General features: G+C 35.8%; 15 protein-coding genes. 8 read left to right on the top strand and 7 right to left on the bottom strand.

What is annotated here, in order from left to right:
- Positions 1–18 precede the first annotated feature (18 nt).
- On the top strand, positions 19–711 hold the full coding sequence (locus BM361_RS12020; RefSeq protein ID WP_074979097.1) for an RluA family pseudouridine synthase: 693 nt from the start codon (positions 19–21) through the stop codon (positions 709–711).
- Here BM361_RS12020 and BM361_RS12015 read toward each other — a convergent pair whose 3' ends face one another.
- Both BM361_RS12015 and BM361_RS12010 read right to left on the bottom strand, forming a co-directional pair.
- The gene (locus BM361_RS12015; RefSeq protein WP_074979095.1) at positions 712–1,587 is read right to left on the bottom strand and encodes a DMT family transporter; all 876 of its coding nucleotides are present in this window, start codon (positions 1,585–1,587) and stop codon (positions 712–714) included.
- A 29-nt stretch (positions 1,588–1,616) separates the two neighbouring features.
- The gene (locus BM361_RS12010; protein WP_074979093.1) at positions 1,617–3,161 is read right to left on the bottom strand and encodes a hypothetical protein; all 1,545 of its coding nucleotides are present in this window, start codon (positions 3,159–3,161) and stop codon (positions 1,617–1,619) included.
- A gap of 154 nt (positions 3,162–3,315) precedes the next feature.
- On the opposite strand from BM361_RS12010, the gene BM361_RS12005 reads away from it, so the two are divergent.
- The 7 genes from BM361_RS12005 (at position 3,316) to BM361_RS11980 (ending at position 9,612) form a co-directional block, all read left to right on the top strand.
- Positions 3,316–4,488 carry a 2-isopropylmalate synthase gene (locus BM361_RS12005; protein ID WP_074979091.1) on the top strand — a complete coding sequence of 391 codons (1,173 nt, stop codon included), beginning with the start codon at positions 3,316–3,318 and terminating at the stop codon, positions 4,486–4,488.
- A 7-nt stretch (positions 4,489–4,495) separates the two neighbouring features.
- A complete protein-coding gene (leuC, locus tag BM361_RS12000) occupies positions 4,496–5,902 on the top strand; it encodes a 3-isopropylmalate dehydratase large subunit (RefSeq protein WP_074979089.1) in 1,407 nt (468 codons plus the stop codon).
- Between the two features lie 7 nt (positions 5,903–5,909).
- On the top strand, positions 5,910–6,500 hold the full coding sequence (gene leuD, locus BM361_RS11995) for a 3-isopropylmalate dehydratase small subunit (RefSeq protein WP_038263319.1): 591 nt from the start codon (positions 5,910–5,912) through the stop codon (positions 6,498–6,500).
- 11 nt (positions 6,501–6,511) lie between these two features.
- Positions 6,512–7,630: a 3-isopropylmalate dehydrogenase gene (gene leuB, locus BM361_RS11990; protein ID WP_038263316.1), complete on the top strand. Its 1,119-nt coding sequence runs from the start codon at positions 6,512–6,514 to the stop codon at positions 7,628–7,630.
- A gap of 367 nt (positions 7,631–7,997) precedes the next feature.
- Positions 7,998–8,150: a hypothetical protein gene (locus BM361_RS16990; protein WP_161808345.1), complete on the top strand. Its 153-nt coding sequence runs from the start codon at positions 7,998–8,000 to the stop codon at positions 8,148–8,150.
- Positions 8,151–8,333: 183 nt separating this feature from the next.
- Positions 8,334–8,579 carry a hypothetical protein gene (locus BM361_RS11985; RefSeq protein ID WP_074979087.1) on the top strand — a complete coding sequence of 82 codons (246 nt, stop codon included), beginning with the start codon at positions 8,334–8,336 and terminating at the stop codon, positions 8,577–8,579.
- Positions 8,580–9,108: 529 nt separating this feature from the next.
- Positions 9,109–9,612, top strand: coding sequence for a DUF4494 domain-containing protein (locus tag BM361_RS11980; RefSeq protein ID WP_038263312.1), 504 nt, complete (start codon positions 9,109–9,111; stop codon positions 9,610–9,612).
- 203 nt (positions 9,613–9,815) lie between these two features.
- Here BM361_RS11980 and BM361_RS11975 read toward each other — a convergent pair whose 3' ends face one another.
- The 5 genes from BM361_RS11975 to BM361_RS11955 all read right to left on the bottom strand — a co-directional run bounded on the left by BM361_RS11975 (position 9,816) and on the right by BM361_RS11955 (position 17,027).
- The gene (locus tag BM361_RS11975; protein ID WP_038263310.1) at positions 9,816–10,262 is read right to left on the bottom strand and encodes a hypothetical protein; all 447 of its coding nucleotides are present in this window, start codon (positions 10,260–10,262) and stop codon (positions 9,816–9,818) included.
- 326 nt (positions 10,263–10,588) lie between these two features.
- A complete protein-coding gene (locus BM361_RS11970; protein WP_217643775.1) occupies positions 10,589–11,902 on the bottom strand; it encodes a sulfatase family protein in 1,314 nt (437 codons plus the stop codon).
- 278 nt (positions 11,903–12,180) lie between these two features.
- On the bottom strand, positions 12,181–13,878 hold the full coding sequence (locus BM361_RS11965) for an amylo-alpha-1,6-glucosidase (protein WP_074979428.1): 1,698 nt from the start codon (positions 13,876–13,878) through the stop codon (positions 12,181–12,183).
- 146 nt (positions 13,879–14,024) lie between these two features.
- Positions 14,025–15,074, bottom strand: a complete 1,050-nt coding sequence (locus BM361_RS11960) for a PEGA domain-containing protein (protein WP_074979086.1) — start codon at positions 15,072–15,074, stop codon at positions 14,025–14,027.
- 12 nt (positions 15,075–15,086) lie between these two features.
- Positions 15,087–17,027, bottom strand: coding sequence for a glycoside hydrolase family 97 protein (locus BM361_RS11955; protein ID WP_175496581.1), 1,941 nt, complete (start codon positions 17,025–17,027; stop codon positions 15,087–15,089).
- Positions 17,028–17,049: the final 22 nt, after the last annotated feature.

The following is a 17,049-nucleotide window of genomic DNA, read 5'->3' as shown; positions in this document are numbered from 1 at the left end:
TTCTCAACCTTTATCACCTTGAAAAAAATATCAAACAAAAAGAACCTTCAGGTACTCTTCGAAGACAATCATATTGTAGTTATAAACAAAAGAGCCGGTGATATTGTACAAGGTGATAAAACGGGCGATACACCTCTCAGTGACATTGTAAAAGATTACTTAAAAGAAAAATACAATAAACCAGGAAATGTTTATTTAGGAGTGGTACACCGATTAGACCGCCCCACTACCGGTATTGTTTTATTTGCAAGAACATCAAAGGCCTTACCTCGCTTAAATAAACTTTTTGCATCTAAAGAAGCAAGTAAAACATATTGGGCATTGGTAAAAAATAAACCTCCCCACACCCAGGACACCTTGACTCATTGGATGGTTAGAAACTCCAAACAAAATAAATCCTATGCTCACCTTAATGAGGTACCTGACAGTAAAAAGGCCGTACTGCATTACAAAGTCATCAAAGAGCTCGATAATTACTATTTATTAGAAATAGATTTGGAAACTGGTCGACATCATCAAATAAGAAGTCAACTTTCAGCAATTGGTTGTCCAATTAAAGGAGACCTTAAATATGGTTTTAACAGAAGTAATCCAGATGCCAGTATCCATTTACATGCAAGAAAACTAAGTTTTGTTCATCCGGTAAAGAAAGAACCTGTTTCAATTATTGCTCCGCTTCCAAACGATCCATTGTGGCAGGCCTGTAATTAATTATGAATTTTTGGCAGTCCGCATAGTTCGGGTACTTTCGATAAATACAGCACTCAAGATTAATAGGCCTCCAATAATGGTATGAAGTTCTGGTATTTCATTTAAAAACAGCATCCCGAGAAGGATCCCGTATATAGGCTGAACACTACTCATAATACTTGCCGTAGTAGCACTAAAATGCTTAAAGCTCATCAATAACAACGTGTGGCCAACTGTAGTGGTAATAAGCGCTAAAAAGGCAATTGGCAACAATTGAGTTTGCACCTGCAGAAAATCAGAGAATAATAATAAAGGACTCAACATTAACACAATGACCAATAATTGATAAAACATTAAAACAGACCCGTCATAACGTGCCACTTTTGGTTTCATAAGAATGTTTCTAATGGCATAAAATAAAGCAGAAATTATCCCCACCACTACGGCTATAAAATGATCGTTTTTAAAACTCACCTCCGGCACCAGAAAATAAATACCTGTTAAAACCAATACCGCTAAACCCAAATGCGATTTTTGAAATCCTGTTTTTAATATTACAGGTTCCAAAAATGAAGTAATCACCGGATAGGTATATATCGAGAGCATCCCTATAGCAACCGTAGAAAGCTTTAATGCATAGAAATAGGTCACCCAGTGAATGCCAAAAAAAACACCACAAATTAGAACCATCTTGAAATCTAACCCCGATATTTTAAAGTCGTATTTCCTTAACCTACAATAAATATAGATGAAAATTACCGCAATAATTGACCTGAACAAAATGATTTGTTCAGGTGGTAAACTTATATACTTGCCCAGTGTTCCCGAGGTACTAATGCATAGTACCGCGAAATTAAGTTCCAGAATATGCCGTAAATGATGTGATTTTGTTACCAACCCTATAAGTATTTCTTAAGCTTAAAAGCTTATCGAATTAAAAGTTTAGATTTTTCTCTGATGATCTCACCAACCGGCTTATTTTCTATTTTACTCTCTAACCATGAAATTATATCGAGATATAAGAAAGCTCTCCTTTCGTAAGGATCATTCTCATATTTCTTCAATCGGGAATGTAATTTTTTGAATTCTCCTTTTAATTCATGAGGATAAATATTACCGAGGTTTCTTAAAAATTTGATCATTTCCTTTTGAACCTCATGAAGATCATTCATTTTTAAAAGGAACTTATAAGTGCTTTTCAACTGCACTTCCAAATGATAATCAAGTCCGGCTTCATAATGAGCCACTAAACTCAGTACTCTGGAAAAACACATAAGATCCTCGCGCATTACTAAACTCTTATTATCAATTATTTTTTTCAAATAAAAGATACATTTTCTATTATCTCCTATTCCAAAATAAAGACAAGCAAGCTTATAATAAAAGATCATTACATGGTGTTCGTCTATTTTATCACTAAATCCTTTTAAACCTTTTAAAATAGGCTTTTCTAAATGCAAACCTTCTTCAAAAGTACCTTCCAGAAAATGAAGATTTAACTTGTTACTATTGATGTATAAAAAAGACAGAACCTCTAAATTTCCATTTTTCGGGAACTGACTATCTTCCAGGGTCTCTTCCAACCTGGACAAACTCTGCTGAAATTGAGATTTATACTTTATGTAATAAAGCGACTCTAATAAATAGTTACTTCCTTTTAAAAAGAATACGGGATTTAAATAGATCATCGTCTTGTGATCATAAAACAAATCGACCAGCTTACTTGAAAATTTATAACAATTCAAAAAGTCTTGCGTCAGAAAACTATACCACAATTCCGCCTGATACAACCATTGTTTCTCCCTAAAACCCAAATCTTCAATTTTAAACTCAGGCATTCTGGCATTAAAATAATCGGTTACCCATTTGTACTCTTCATCACTTCTAACATAACCCATTTTTAGCATTATCCCATAAAGCTGTAAGGAAAGATTCGACAACTTACTCGTAATCACATTGTCCTGCATCAATTCTTTGGCTTGCACCGCTAGCTCATCGGCCCTGCCACTTATACTTCGCGTAATGTATTGAGTCTCTATTACCTTTTCTAATTCGACAATTTCAAAGGCTATAACCTTCTCCTCATTATCAATGGCCAGCTTTTTAGCTTTATCCAAAATTTTCAGACTTTGCCTATACAGGCCTTTATGATAAAGAATAGTAGCAAAATCCAATTGCTCTCTTAATTGAGTTCGAACGTTTTGGTTAACTGGATTCATTCGAAGACTGGTTAACACTTGCTTATATAAATGGGCTTTTAAATTTGAAAGTTGCTGTTTTTTAACAATACCACTTTTTAAAACTTCATCTTCATCATAAGTCTTCATTTTATCCAACAAATTAAAAAGGGCTAAAAATTTTGCATCAGCGTTTACCCCTAACCTGTTTACATAGAGTTTAAATTGTCTCTTTTCAGATTTTGAGAGCGACTTCACTAAAACAAATAATGGTTCTTTTGGACTGCTTGTCATTGTAACAAAATAAAATGTAAATAACTGATTATCAGTATTTTAAATATCTTAAAATTATATTAAACGTTGTAATACTATATAAAGAAGTATTCGACTTTAACACCGCAATATATATATTCGTTCCACATTAATGAAATTACTATAAAAATTCAATATGAGTAAAGAACAAGTCCAAATTTTCGACACAACATTAAGAGATGGAGAACAGGTTCCTGGATGTAAGTTAAACACCGAACAAAAGTTGGTTATAGCTGAAAGACTGGATCTGCTGGGAGTGGATGTGATTGAAGCAGGATTTCCAATTTCTAGTCCGGGCGACTTTACTTCGGTTACAGAAATTGCAAAGATCGTTAAAAATGCTACCGTTTGCGGGCTTACACGTGCCGTTAAAAAAGATATTGAGGTGGCAGCAGAAGCGCTAAAATACGCTAAAAAGCCGAGAATACATACCGGAATAGGTACATCAGACTCACATATTAAATATAAATTTAATAGTACACGTGAAAAAATAATTGAGCGTGCTGTAGAAGCAGTTAAATACGCTAAGACTTTTGTCGAGGATGTAGAATTCTATGCAGAAGATGCCGGTAGAACAGATAATGAATTTTTAGCTCAAATTTGTGAAGCTGTAGTGAAGGCTGGGGCTACTGTACTTAACATTCCTGACACTACAGGGTATTGCCTTCCGGAAGAATATGGCGCAAAAATGAAATACCTTAGAGAAAATGTTAAGGATATAGACAAGGCTATTTTATCATGCCATTGCCACAATGATTTAGGTTTGGCTACTGCCAATTCTATCGCTGGTGTTGCCAATGGAGCTCGCCAAATAGAATGTACGATTAATGGTATTGGTGAACGTGCTGGTAATACAGCTTTAGAAGAAGTAGTTATGATTCTTCGCCAGCATCCATACTTAAACCTGGATACTAACATCAATTCGAAACATTTGTATGAAATGAGCAAATTGGTATCAGAGAGTATGGCTATGCCTGTACAGCCAAACAAAGCGATTGTTGGATCAAATGCTTTTGCACATAGTTCAGGTATTCATCAGGATGGTGTTATCAAGAATAGGGAGACCTATGAGATTATTGATCCTGCCGATGTAGGGGTAACGGAGTCTGCTATTGTATTAACAGCTCGTAGTGGACGTGCAGCATTAGCTTACCGTGCGAAAAATGTAGGATACGAATTAACTAAGTTACAACTTGATGAAGTTTATCAGGAATTCCTGAAATTTGCCGACCTTAAAAAAGAAGTATTGGATGACGATATTCATAAGATCATTGAACTTAGTAAAATTGATATTAAAGCGATTGCATAATTTATAAATGGAAAAGAAAACATTATTCGATAAGGTTTGGGACGCTCATGTAGTAGATACTGTTGAAAACGGGCCACAAATCTTATATATAGACAAACACTTAATTCACGAAGTTACCAGTCCGCAGGCTTTTGCAGAATTGGAAGAACGTAACATACCTGTTTTTAGGAAAGATCAGATTGTTGCCACGGCAGACCATAATGTTCCAACTAAAGATCAACACCTGCCCATTCAAGATCTTCTATCTAAAAAGCAAGTGGAGATGCTTACAGAAAACTGTAATAAGCAAGGAATTACACTTTATGGTTTGGGGCATCCATATCAGGGAATCGTCCACGTAATGGCACCTGAATTAGGAATTACGCAACCAGGGATGACCATGGTTTGTGGCGATAGCCATACCTCTACGCATGGTGCTTTCGGAACCATTGCATTTGGAATTGGAACCAGTCAGGTCGCACAGGTATTTGCTAGCCAATGTTTACTGTTAAGCAAACCAAAAAGTATGCGAATTACCGTAAACGGAAAACTTAAAAATGGTGTCCTTCCCAAGGATGTTATTCTTTATATCATAGCCAAACTAGGCACCAACTCTGGTACAGGTTATTTCGTAGAATATGCCGGTGATGTTTTCAAAGATATGACCATGGAAGGTCGAATGACCGTTTGTAACATGAGTATAGAAATGGGTGCTCGTGGAGGAATGATTGCTCCTGATGAAACGACATTCGAATACGTAAAAGGCCGTGAATTTGCCCCTGAAGGAGATGCGTTTGATCAAAAAGTAGCTTACTGGAAAACTCTTCCAACCGATGAAGGAGCTACATTCGATAAAGAATATGAGTTTGATGCTGCCGATATAGAACCGATGGTTACTTATGGAACCAATCCGGGTATGGGAATAAAAATCACCGACCGTATACCTGAGATCAATGACGTTTCTTTTGAAAAGTCAATCAAGTATATGGGCTTTGAAAAAGGTGAAAAATTACTTGGAAAGCCAATTAATTATGTATTTGTAGGAAGCTGTACCAATTCAAGAATTGAAGATTTCAGAACCGCAGCAGCATATATAAAAGGAAAGCAAAAAGCTGACAATGTAACTGCCCTTATTGTACCGGGATCGCAACAAGTTGCCAAACAGATTAAAGCAGAAGGATTACAAGATATTTTCGAAGCAGCAGGATTTGAAATACGTCAAAGTGGTTGTTCCGCTTGTTTAGGAATGAATGAAGATAAAATACCTGCAGGTGAATATTGTGTTTCTACCTCTAATAGAAATTTTGAAGGAAGACAAGGTCCGGGAGCTCGAACTATTTTAGCGAGTCCACTGGTAGCAGTGGCTACGGCCATTGCCGGTAAAATTGTAGATGTAAGTAAAGAAATTGAGGAAGAAGAATTAGTTATTGCCTAAGAATATTATGGAAAAATTTGAGAAATTAAAATCACAAGCTATACCACTACCCATCGAAAACATCGATACTGACCAGATCATTCCTGCTCGTTTTCTTAAGGCAACTAATAAAGTTGGTTTTGGAGAAAACTTATTTAGAGACTGGCGTTTTAATAAGGATGGTAGTGAAAATGAATCTTTTGTATTCAATAATAATAAATACAGCGGAAAAATATTAGTTGCTGGTGATAACTTCGGTTGTGGAAGTAGCCGTGAGCATGCTGCATGGGCGCTTACAGACTATGGATTCAAAGTTGTTATATCGAGTTATTTCGCCGACATTTTTAAGGGAAATGCCCTGAACAATGGCTTATTACCAATTCAAGTATCACCAGAGACATTAAAAGCTGTATTTAATGCTATTGAAGAAAATGCAAATACTGAGCTCATTGTCAATCTCGAAGATCAAACTTTTGAGGTAGCAAATACAGACATTAAAGAATCGTTCGATATCGATGCATATAAAAAAATGTGTTTGATTAATGGTTATGATGATATCGACTTTTTAGTAAGTAAACGTGAGAAGATTGAAGCTTTTGAAGCTTCCAGAAAATTTTAAGTAAAGAAGTTATGAAATTAAATATAGCTGTATTATCCGGAGACGGAATCGGACCTGAAGTAACTGCTCAAGCAATTAAAACCTTAAATGCCGTAGCAGATGTATATAACCATACTTTTACCTTTAAAGAAGCTTTAGCTGGAGCTATTGCTATAGATAAAACTGGTGATCCGCTTCCCCAGGAAACTTTGGATCTGTGCCTGGAATATGATGCAGTTTTATTCGGAGCCATCGGAGATCCTAAGTATGATAATGACCCATCGGCAAAAGTACGTCCGGAACAAGGCTTGTTAAAGCTGAGAAAATCATTAGGACTTTTCACAAATATCAGACCTATTAAGGCCTACCCTACACTAATCGATAAATCGCCCTTAAAGAGAGATCGAATTGAAGGAACCGACCTTACTATATATCGTGAGCTCACAGGAGGAATCTATTTTGGAGAGAAAAAACTAAATGAACAAGGAACTATAGCTTCTGACCTTTGTGAATATTCAGAAAAAGAAATAGAACGTATTGCCCATCTTGCATTTAAAGCTGCAAGAAATAGAAAAAAGAAATTAACACTTGTAGATAAAGCCAACGTTTTAGAAACTTCCCGATTATGGAGGAAAGTTGTTACAAATATTGGTAAAAGTTACGAAGATGTTGAATTAGACTACCTTTTTGTTGATAATGCTGCAATGCAGTTAATTTTAAACCCAAGTCAGTTCGATGTCATTTTAACGGAAAATATGTTTGGTGATATCATTTCTGACGAAGGTAGTGTTATTGGCGGATCAATCGGATTATTAGCGTCTGCCTCGGTAGGTGATGAAAACGCAATGTTCGAACCAATTCATGGTTCTTTTCCGCAAGCCAAAGGAAAAAACATCGCAAATCCTGTTGCCTCGATTTTATCGGCAGCCATGCTATTAGAGCATTTTGGATTAAACGAAGAAGCTCAAGCCATAAATAAAGCGGTCGATAAGTCGCTTGAAATGAAAATAGTAACAACCGACCTTAACCCGGACAGTCAGTATGGTACTGAACAAGTAGGAGATTTTATTGCTGATTATATTGCTCATGCTGAGGATTCAATCAACTACAATCAGGAAAATATTAATTACGGACAGTCCACAATTATTTAAACTAGACCATTAACCAACCAATTCTCTATTCATTAAATTTGATTAGTTTTTAGTGTGTGTTAAACCTCCGCTCTCACCTTTAGAGTGGGGGTTTTCTTTTATCTCCCCCCTGAATTAATATTCATTTTTCCCATTTTATCGGATTTTAAACACGGTTAATCCACAACTTTCAACCTTAACCTCCTCAATTTCATAAATTTAAGTAAACGCTTTAAATGCTCATTTAAACTGTTTTAAACCTACTTTATCGCCTCGTAATCTCATGATGGAACTGCCGTTAAATCGGTTACATTTAAACAATTATTAAGGATATAATTGATTAAATGATGTATGTAACTACAATGTATACCAAAAAAACCAGAGAGTTATGAATACTACCATTACATCTCAAAAAGGACAAAGCTCAATTAAACGAATGAATAACTTTTTAAACTGGTATCTCAAAATTCAAAACGTAAATCCCATTACCAATGAAAAATTTGATACCATTATGCAAAAAATGAACAACCAAAACAGATAAGAATCATTCTTAAAATGAATTTTACAACCTTCATGACCTCATGAAGGTTGTAAATTTTTGATCACTCTATAATAATTCGTTTTGGTACTTACATCGAACATTAAGTACTGTTTACCCGGTAAATGAATGAATTTCAGCATTTTGGAATATCTTAATTTTGTTATTTACCTAAACTTATAAAACATGATACCAAACTTACTCTCAACCAATTTCTTCGCTAAAAGAATAAAGTCTAAATTCAGCTGTGGTGATATCGTAAATATCTACTTTTCAAATGCCACCATCAAAGCACATATCAAAAGAATTAATGATGAAGTATGTGTATTCAAAAAGGTCGAATTAGACGAAGACGGTGAATTAATTCACGATGTTAAAGAATACATTGTAAAATTAAAAGAAGTGCGTATTGAATTAGCTTCTTTATACTAATAAGTAGTCTAACGAATATACCCTGTTCCAAATGCCTAACTAAATTTCATAATTCTCATTTGCGGAATGATGTATCTGTTTGTGCCGCTGTCTTTTTAAACCTGTAAAACAGCCCAAAAGACTTACATTAGAAAATTAAGGTTTCTTTCATAATCTTCTAATTTTACATGCATTTTATAAGATTGTATAAATTCATGCAAAATCGTTTAAATCTTATTTTTCAATACCAAACTCATCAAAATTAAGCACCAAATAATGCATATTTCAAGCGTAGTTACGGTATAGATGAAGTATGGTTAAAGTATGGATAAAGTATGGACGAGTATATTACTGTTCATTCCTGTATAAAATGTTTCCTTAAGTATATTCATTGCTCTTCATCAACAGACCTAACCTCTAATCATCACAATCTAAACGCTATACTGATGTATTGAAGTACGGATAGTATAAATTGTGAACAACTCAGGGTCTAATTAGTTTTTATGGAACCATTTTAATTTTACTTTTGGCACCCTAAAAAATTAAAAATATGAGCGTAACCTGGTACGAATGCAAAGTAAAATATAGAAAAACCCATGAAACCGGAGAACAAAAACTAACCTCTGAAACCTACCTTCTGGATGCTGTTTCATTTACCGAAGCTGAATCGAGAATTAATGAAGTAATGGTAGAGTTAACAAGTGAGGAATTTCAGATCATGAATATCAAAGTGGCTAATTTCTCTGAGGTCCATCCGTTTGAAAATTCAGATCGTTGGTTCAAAACCAAAGTTTCATTAATAACCATTGATGAGCAAAGCGGAAAAGAACGTAAATCCAATATTTATTTACTCGTTCAGGCCAATGATGTAAAAGAAGCGTTCGAAAACACTACATTGGCAATGAAAGACACCATGAGTGATTATACGATCCCATCTATTACGGAATCTCCAATATTTGATGTATTTCCATACTTTACGGGAGAAGAAGAACAGTTGGAGAAGTACAATCAACTTGAGGAAACCCCTTCTGAGGTTGAAGTTTCTGAAAGTTAATCAAATTATTAATGATTCGATTCGGGGAGCCTATCTCCTTCGAATCGAATTTATATGGGTATTTAAACGTTGAAAGATGTTTTAGCCATGGCAGAAATCACCTTAAACTTTACAGGTTTTAAACTGAGTAATCTGCATATTTAATTTAACGGATCCAAATTATTTTAGCGTACCCATCTAACCTGGATATCTTTCATCAAATACTATAATTCATTAATTCCGGGAACTATAAAAGGGATCATGAAATATTCTAAAACATTGCGATCAGCCTTTCTTACGTGTTCCGCATAACTATTAAGACTTTTGTGTAATAGAGTAGCAAACTCCTTATCCATCTCTCCAAGAAGTTCATTGATTTTATTGATCTCTTCTTTAACTGTCTTTCTGGTATATTCATTCATAGGAAGATACATCTCGATCATTTCTTTTAACAGCGGTTTAAAGCGTTTCTCAACCTCCATATAATAAGGTTGTAACTTCGGATTCGCGGTAAAAGTTCTTAAATGAGCCATATCTAAGGCATCAGCCTTTTCCTGTGCATCCATAATATTATCTTTAGTGGCTGCCATAAATGAAACCAATACAGGCGCTTTTAGTAGAAGTTCTCTATCCTCTCTGTCAAGTGAATCAAATGTTTTTGCCTTTTCCATAACTTTACTTTTTACCGATTTACTCTATTAAAATTAAGAAAACCAAAACAACATTAAAAGAATACGAATCAGCATGTTAAACAACAAAAGTCATTGGTTCAAATACATTACAGATCATTTTAGACTTAACCGCTTTGTAACAACTTCTATATCCTTTATGACCTCCCATCCGCTACCAAATCAACGATCATGCTTAACATTATTAGATAAAAACACACGATCAAAGGAATATTAATTGCAACAAGGACAATTTGATATTTCCCGAAAGAGCTGAATAAACATACGACCTCAAAATAAATAATATCAGGATGCTATTCAATGTCTATTTATTTCCAGGCCGGATGTCGTTTTAACTCTTTTACTAATTCAGTCCTTATAATTTGTTCATCTGTGTTAAGGGAATCAATGGTTAAAGGGTTTAATTCCAGCTTATCATTTGTTAAGTCGTATAAACTACCGTCTGCATATAGCTTATATCCCAAAGATCTTACAAACTGGTTTCTGTACCGATTTACATTTTTACCCCATCTAGGATCATAATGCACAAAGGCAGTCTTCCTGGCTTGATAAGTTCCTCCTGTCAATAATGGATAAAAGCTTTTACCGTCAGCTTCAACGTTGGTGCTTGTTAACTCAGCTAAAGTTGGAAAAAAATCACTAAACTCTATCAGGTCATCTATAACCACAGGACGCTTAATTTGATCGGGCCAATATACAATTAGAGGTACATGAGTTCCTGCATCTGTTGTGTTACCCTTCCCCCCTGTTATTCGTTCCTCACCAAGTTGAGACTCAATAGTAGGATGAGTACCATTATCTCCGGTAAAAATTATTATGGTATTATCATCAAGGTCTAATGCCTCTAATTTATTGATAATCTTACCCACAATTTTGTCGGTATAGGCGACCATGTCTTTAAAATATGATGTATCGTTCTTATATCTGTTTTCTACGTTTGACCAAGTAGAGGAATCCGGAGTAGGAACAAATGGATCATGAACCAATACCATTGGATAATAAACGAAGAAAGGCTTATCCTTTTTTCTTTCAATAAAATCAATGACAAAATCCGAGAATATATCGGGGCCGTAATCATCTACATTTCGTTCTAATACTTCTCCATTTTGTTCGATCAATGGATTGCTGTAGCGCCCGCCATGTTTTCGCTCCTTGGTTAGTTGCCACAAACAATATTCCTGAAAACCGAATTTAACAGGTCGGGAACTATCGCTCCAATCCGTTATGATATCCTTATAAGCAAGACCATTTAATTGCCATTTACCAGCTATGCATGTTTCGTAGCCCGAATCTTGCATGAGATTCCCAAAGGTGTACTCCGAAAGATTTAAATGTCCAAAATAATCATAGTTTCTATAATTATATTTCCCAGTCATAATCTTCACTCTGGATGGGGTACACAAAGGTTGAGAAACACAATTAGAAAAAAGAATTCCCCTGGAGGCCAGCCTGTCAATATTGGGTGTACTATAGGACGTTGAGCCATAAGCTCCTATACACTCATAACCAATATCATCAACCATAATCAAAACAACATTAGGTCGATCATCACTTCCCTGATTGGAGCATGAAGTCATGACAAAAAAAAATGCAAATAATGTATTTAAAACAATAGCTTTCATCTAATTATATGATTTTAAAATATTATAAAAATGGAGCGCCCTATAAACCTACCACCCTCACCTAAATTACAAACTAATCACCAGATAACAATTTAGTTTTCTTTTAAGCTTTTAAAAATAAATAAACATTATTAATGCATCCCAAAAAAGCCTGATGGATTAAGAATGTAAGTTTCCTGTTAACTACTTATTGATATCAAATTCCATATTAAAATAAAAAAGCCATCACCGTAATACGGCAATGACTTTAAACAAACTGAACCAACTTAAACTATTTCTTATTCTAAATTTGCATGAGCCAATAATAAAAAGACACTTGCCGTCCATGTATAAGCAGGATCCCTCAAAGAAGTTCCCGTTAGTGGATCAAAATTTTCACCAAATCCATTTTCATTACACATATTAACAAAACGGGTAGTCATTTCTTTGGCATAATGAGTTTCACCACAAGCGACCAAACCATCAATAATTAAATAGGTGGTTGGAGCCCATATAGCTCCACGCCAATATCCATCTTCCTTATAATACAAACTTTGAAGATGTTCTGTCGCAGGTCCATATAACGTGGCATAACCTTCATCCGAACATAAATCATGAATCATTTTTTCCCTGATCTCGATCGGTAGTCGTTCTCCTAGTAACAGTGGTAAAAAAGCCATCAGACTTTTACTGTTCTTATTCCAGTTATCACTACCAACATACTTAGAAACAAATTTTCCATTAACCCAACTCCGGTCGATTAATCGATTTAGCAAAGTATTTGCTTTTTGATCCCAATGAACAGCATCACTTGTCCTTCCCAGTTTTCTGGCTATTTTAGCTAAAACGTTCATTTGAATGATCAGGTATGCACTCAACTCTGGTCCTTCAACATATCTGTTTTCGGCAAAGACAGAGCCATTATCCCATCCCGAATCATTACCATGATGATATTGGGGCATCCCATTTTTATCATCGTCCCGATAATTCATCCAAAAATCTGTCCACCTGGTCAATGGTTCGTAGATTTCTTTCATACGCTCCTTTGTGACCACTCCACGCATCATTAGCTTATCTAGCGCCCATCCATGAATGGGAGGCTTTACATATCCCCTGATCATGCTATAATCATCCATGCAATCGGGCAATGCACCGTTTTCATGTTGCTGATCGAACATCACCATAAATTGATCCCATGCAAGCTGGGGATTCCCTTCTGCAAGTGCCAAAGCATTAAAACAATGATCCCAACTCCATACCCGATGCATCCAGTTTTTAGACATCAACATGGTAGGTCTTTTTAGTAAACCTCTGGGAGCAACTATACTTGACCAATTTATATAGGCTGCCAATACTCTTGTATGTTCGTACTCTTTATTCACCGGAAGTGTTGTTCTCATCCATTCAGAAAACTGATTTCGAACCTCCTCAACTGCTTTCGAAAATGACACTGAATACCCATGTTCATTCCATTCACTCTCATATTCTTCGATTACAAAATCTATAATTCCATTATCCTCTGGCTCAATATTGATTATAATACCATTGGTAACCTTATTTTCTTTCTGTTGCATTTCACCACGTAGGGTACTAAGCATATACCGTAAAAAGGCGCCCTGAATAATTCTTAATTGATGGTCATTTCGAGGTAACACATATGATTGTCTAACTGACAATTTAACACCAAGGCCATGCTCTGAATAAAAACGTAATACCTGATCGCCATCAAAGCTAATTCCCAATTCACCAAATTCGGTATTAAAGGTTAATTTCTCTGGTGTTGCTGTAATGGTTGAAGCCACAATATCTCCATGATATATAGGTTCTATTTTAATAATACCACGATCTTCTCCTCTTCCCGAAACATCCCAAATAAAAAGTCCCTCATCATCATCAGTTAAACCTCTTGATGAACACGACATATATGACCCTTTCTTACTGAAAGGAACCTCTTTAATATCGAACTCAAGACTTCCAGGAGTATAGGCTGGTGCCATAAAATGTGATTCAACAGTTTGTGAAGTTTTTTGCCTATTGCTTTGTTGCTGCTTGGCACAGGAAACCAACATCAAGATGATCATGATTTGAACAAATCTTCGTGAAGGCATATAAAATTGTGACCTATTGTGTTTCACCTGTCTAATCATAAACATTGCCCAATAGCTTGTTCCCTAACTGTACATTCCAAAAATGCCTCAGGTCCTATCCCTACATAACTGGAGCCGTCCTTAACCTTACCTGCAATAATATCCTCATACCAGCTCATCCAGGGAGCTGAATATCCATATCGTTCTGCTGCATGAACCACCTGACCTTTGAATGTTGGCATGGTATACCCTCTGTTTGGATAAAACCTTTCGGCTACCGTATGTAACCATTCATGAATAAACATTCCCGGATCGTTTTGTTTTGATGCTATTATGGCACCTTCAAGATCATCGTAATATCGTATTGTAAAATAAGAGGATTCAGAAGAGAGAGCCGTTACATCATACCAGGCAATACCAATAAAGTCGGCTATGAAACAATCTTGTTGAGCCCCTCTAAAAAAGGATACGATCAAATCATAATCCCCTTTTTGTATATCATTAACCTTACTTTCAAAAATTTCCGGATTAATCAAATGATCATTACTCAACTGAACAATATCAGTCGTAATATCGCTGCGATAAAACTCCCAATTCGTCGTATTGTATGAATAAGGCTCTACCTTCTCTTCAAAACTCCATTTCAGAAATTCGTAAGCCAAATCTAATTGTTCGGTACTGTAGGAAGATATGCAAATACCGTTTGCAGTCGTAACCTGATTTACCCCTACAAAAAGAACCTTCCACCTTTTTGGTTGCTGCAGGTCTGCTTCATCAAGAGAAATAACCAATTGCTCGGTGGTACTTGATACTTGCACTTCTCTCCTTAAATAAGTTTTAGCAGTATTAAGACCAACTCCAATCACATGTTCACCTTTAGAAACTAAAAAATTTGCCGGTGTTGTTTTCCCGGTATACACTCCATCAATATAAATAGCTGCCCCTTCCTCAATTGCTGCTACGCTAAGGTTAAATTTAGAGGTCTCTGGCTTGTTGGTCTCCTCAGCAGAAGATTCATCTATAGAGTTACACCCCAGGTTAATCATCATCGCATAGAAAAATAAAACACTTATTAAAGCTACTTTATAGTTTATTACTTTTTTCATAATTAAATATTTTTAATTAACAGGTACCAATCGAAGAGCTACACCACCTCCTTTAGCCAGATGAATCGACTTCTTAAAAGAATGATCTACGATTAGTTTGGATTGTTTATAATCAATTCCTATTCGATCGGCATTCAGCCCATCCTGATATAGAGTCATGGTATATTTTGTATCCTTCGGAAGGAAAGAAAGGTTTATTTCCATGGCTCTCGAATTCCAATCCGTCATTCCTCCTACATACCATTCATTCCCATTTCTGCGAGCCAACAACAAATAATTGGAAATTTCCGCAGCTAAAACAATGGTTTCATCCCAAACAGACGGAACCGCAGACATAAACTCCATACATTCTGGTTCTTTGTAATATCGGGAGGGACTGTCACATAACATTTGAAGAGGACTCTCATAACACACGAACATAGCTAATTGATGGCAACGTGTGCCCATACTCATTGGTGTATCAAATATCGGGCTATAATCTTTCTGTTGAGCATTAATCATAGCACCCGGAGTATAATCCATAGGGCCTGCCAACATTCTTCCAAAGGGAATTATAAGATCATGTTCAGGAGTTTGGTGCATGCTCCATTTAAACTCCTCCCCTCCGTTCACACCTTCCATGGTCAAAACATTTGGGAACATTCTATGAATTCCTGCAGGTTTATGAGAACCATGAAAATCAACAAACAACTTATTCTCAGCAGCCTTTTTAGCTATTTTGTAATAGAAATTCACCATTTCCTGGTCGTCTCTGTTCATGAAATCTACCTTTATACCTTTTATACCCCAATCTTTAAACTGTTTAAAAGCTGTTTCAAATTGCTCGTCTAAAGTTTTCCAAACACACCATAAAATAACACCTACACCTTTTTGTTTTGCATAGTCAAGGATCTCCACCATATTTATCTCAGGAACAACCTTAGAGAGATCACCCAATGTATACCAACCTTCATCTAATAAAATATTTTCAATTCCATAGTTAGAGGCAAAATCTATATAATACTTATAAGTTGCTGTATTTACTCCTGCCTTAAAATCAACCCCGAATAGATTGTTAGCATTCCACCAATCCCAGGATACTTTTCCCGGTTGAATCCAAGACGGATCCTTAATCTGACTGGAAGAGGCCAGAGCGAATGGTAATTGATTATTTATTAAATCTGCATCATCACTGGCAACAACAAAAATGCGCCAAGGAAAAGTTCTGGAACCCTTAGTTTTAGCTATAAAATTTTCACGCTCATAAATGGGAAGATTTCTATCTGATAAAGCACCAATAGTTTTAGGGTATTTAGGTGAAACCCTGGAAATTGTATTAGCTCCGGAGCCCTGTATCCACATTCCGGGATAATCGATCAAATCGGTTTCTGTAATCACAATTTTAGGTCCATGCATCGGGTTAATGATGAGCGGTAAACTTGCCAAATCGGTAGCCTTGGTATTACGCAAAGACTGGTAATCGTAAAACACCTGATTATGAGACTGAAATTGGGTTTCCTTACCCCACCAAACCATATGATTTTCAGGAAAACGATAATCTCCTGTTTCTGAAAGAATAGTTATGGATTCATCGTATTGAGTACCAAAACGATAAGCAAATCCCTCATTGTATGCCCTTAGTACTAAATAAAAACCCTGTTTAAAGTGAACCCGTAGTTCATTACAATTATTGGAAATCTCGGCCTCTTTAATTTTTACAATAGGATGAATGATTTCTGAAATGCTTGCCTTCTCTATGTTTTCCACCTCAGCATTTTCCCCGAGTACGCGATCAGACAAATTCATTGCTAGTATTGAAGGCTCCAGAAGAACCTGACCCTCAAAACTAGCTGAAATCTGCAATTGCTTACCAACCTTTAAATTAAAAATGATCCCTTTATCAGGTGAAACTACACTGTATATTTTACCATTATCTTGAGAGGCTACCAAAAATGGTAACCAAATGAAAACCATGACGGTTTTTATTTTACTAAAC

The organism is Zhouia amylolytica, from assembly GCF_900116365.1.
Classification (GTDB): domain Bacteria; phylum Bacteroidota; class Bacteroidia; order Flavobacteriales; family Flavobacteriaceae; genus Zhouia; species Zhouia amylolytica.
This window is presented reverse-complemented; position numbering and strand designations above follow the sequence as displayed.

Coding starts and splice junctions, on each gene's coding strand:
- BM361_RS12005 (WP_074979091.1), top strand. CDS start 3,316: ATGAGTAAAGAACAAGTCCAAATTTTCGACACAACATTAAGAGATGGA.
- BM361_RS11980 (WP_038263312.1), top strand. CDS start 9,109: ATGAGCGTAACCTGGTACGAATGCAAAGTAAAATATAGAAAAACCCAT.
- leuB (WP_038263316.1), top strand. CDS start 6,512: ATGAAATTAAATATAGCTGTATTATCCGGAGACGGAATCGGACCTGAA.
- leuC (WP_074979089.1), top strand. CDS start 4,496: ATGGAAAAGAAAACATTATTCGATAAGGTTTGGGACGCTCATGTAGTA.
- BM361_RS11960 (WP_074979086.1), bottom strand. CDS start 15,074: ATGAAAAAAGTAATAAACTATAAAGTAGCTTTAATAAGTGTTTTATTT.
- BM361_RS11975 (WP_038263310.1), bottom strand. CDS start 10,262: ATGGAAAAGGCAAAAACATTTGATTCACTTGACAGAGAGGATAGAGAA.
- BM361_RS11965 (WP_074979428.1), bottom strand. CDS start 13,878: ATGGCACCAGCCTATACTCCTGGAAGTCTTGAGTTCGATATTAAAGAG.
- BM361_RS11955 (WP_175496581.1), bottom strand. CDS start 17,027: ATGGTTTTCATTTGGTTACCATTTTTGGTAGCCTCTCAAGATAATGGT.
- BM361_RS11985 (WP_074979087.1), top strand. CDS start 8,334: ATGATACCAAACTTACTCTCAACCAATTTCTTCGCTAAAAGAATAAAG.
- leuD (WP_038263319.1), top strand. CDS start 5,910: ATGGAAAAATTTGAGAAATTAAAATCACAAGCTATACCACTACCCATC.
- BM361_RS12010 (WP_074979093.1), bottom strand. CDS start 3,161: ATGACAAGCAGTCCAAAAGAACCATTATTTGTTTTAGTGAAGTCGCTC.
- BM361_RS16990 (WP_161808345.1), top strand. CDS start 7,998: ATGAATACTACCATTACATCTCAAAAAGGACAAAGCTCAATTAAACGA.
- BM361_RS11970 (WP_217643775.1), bottom strand. CDS start 11,902: ATGAAAGCTATTGTTTTAAATACATTATTTGCATTTTTTTTTGTCATG.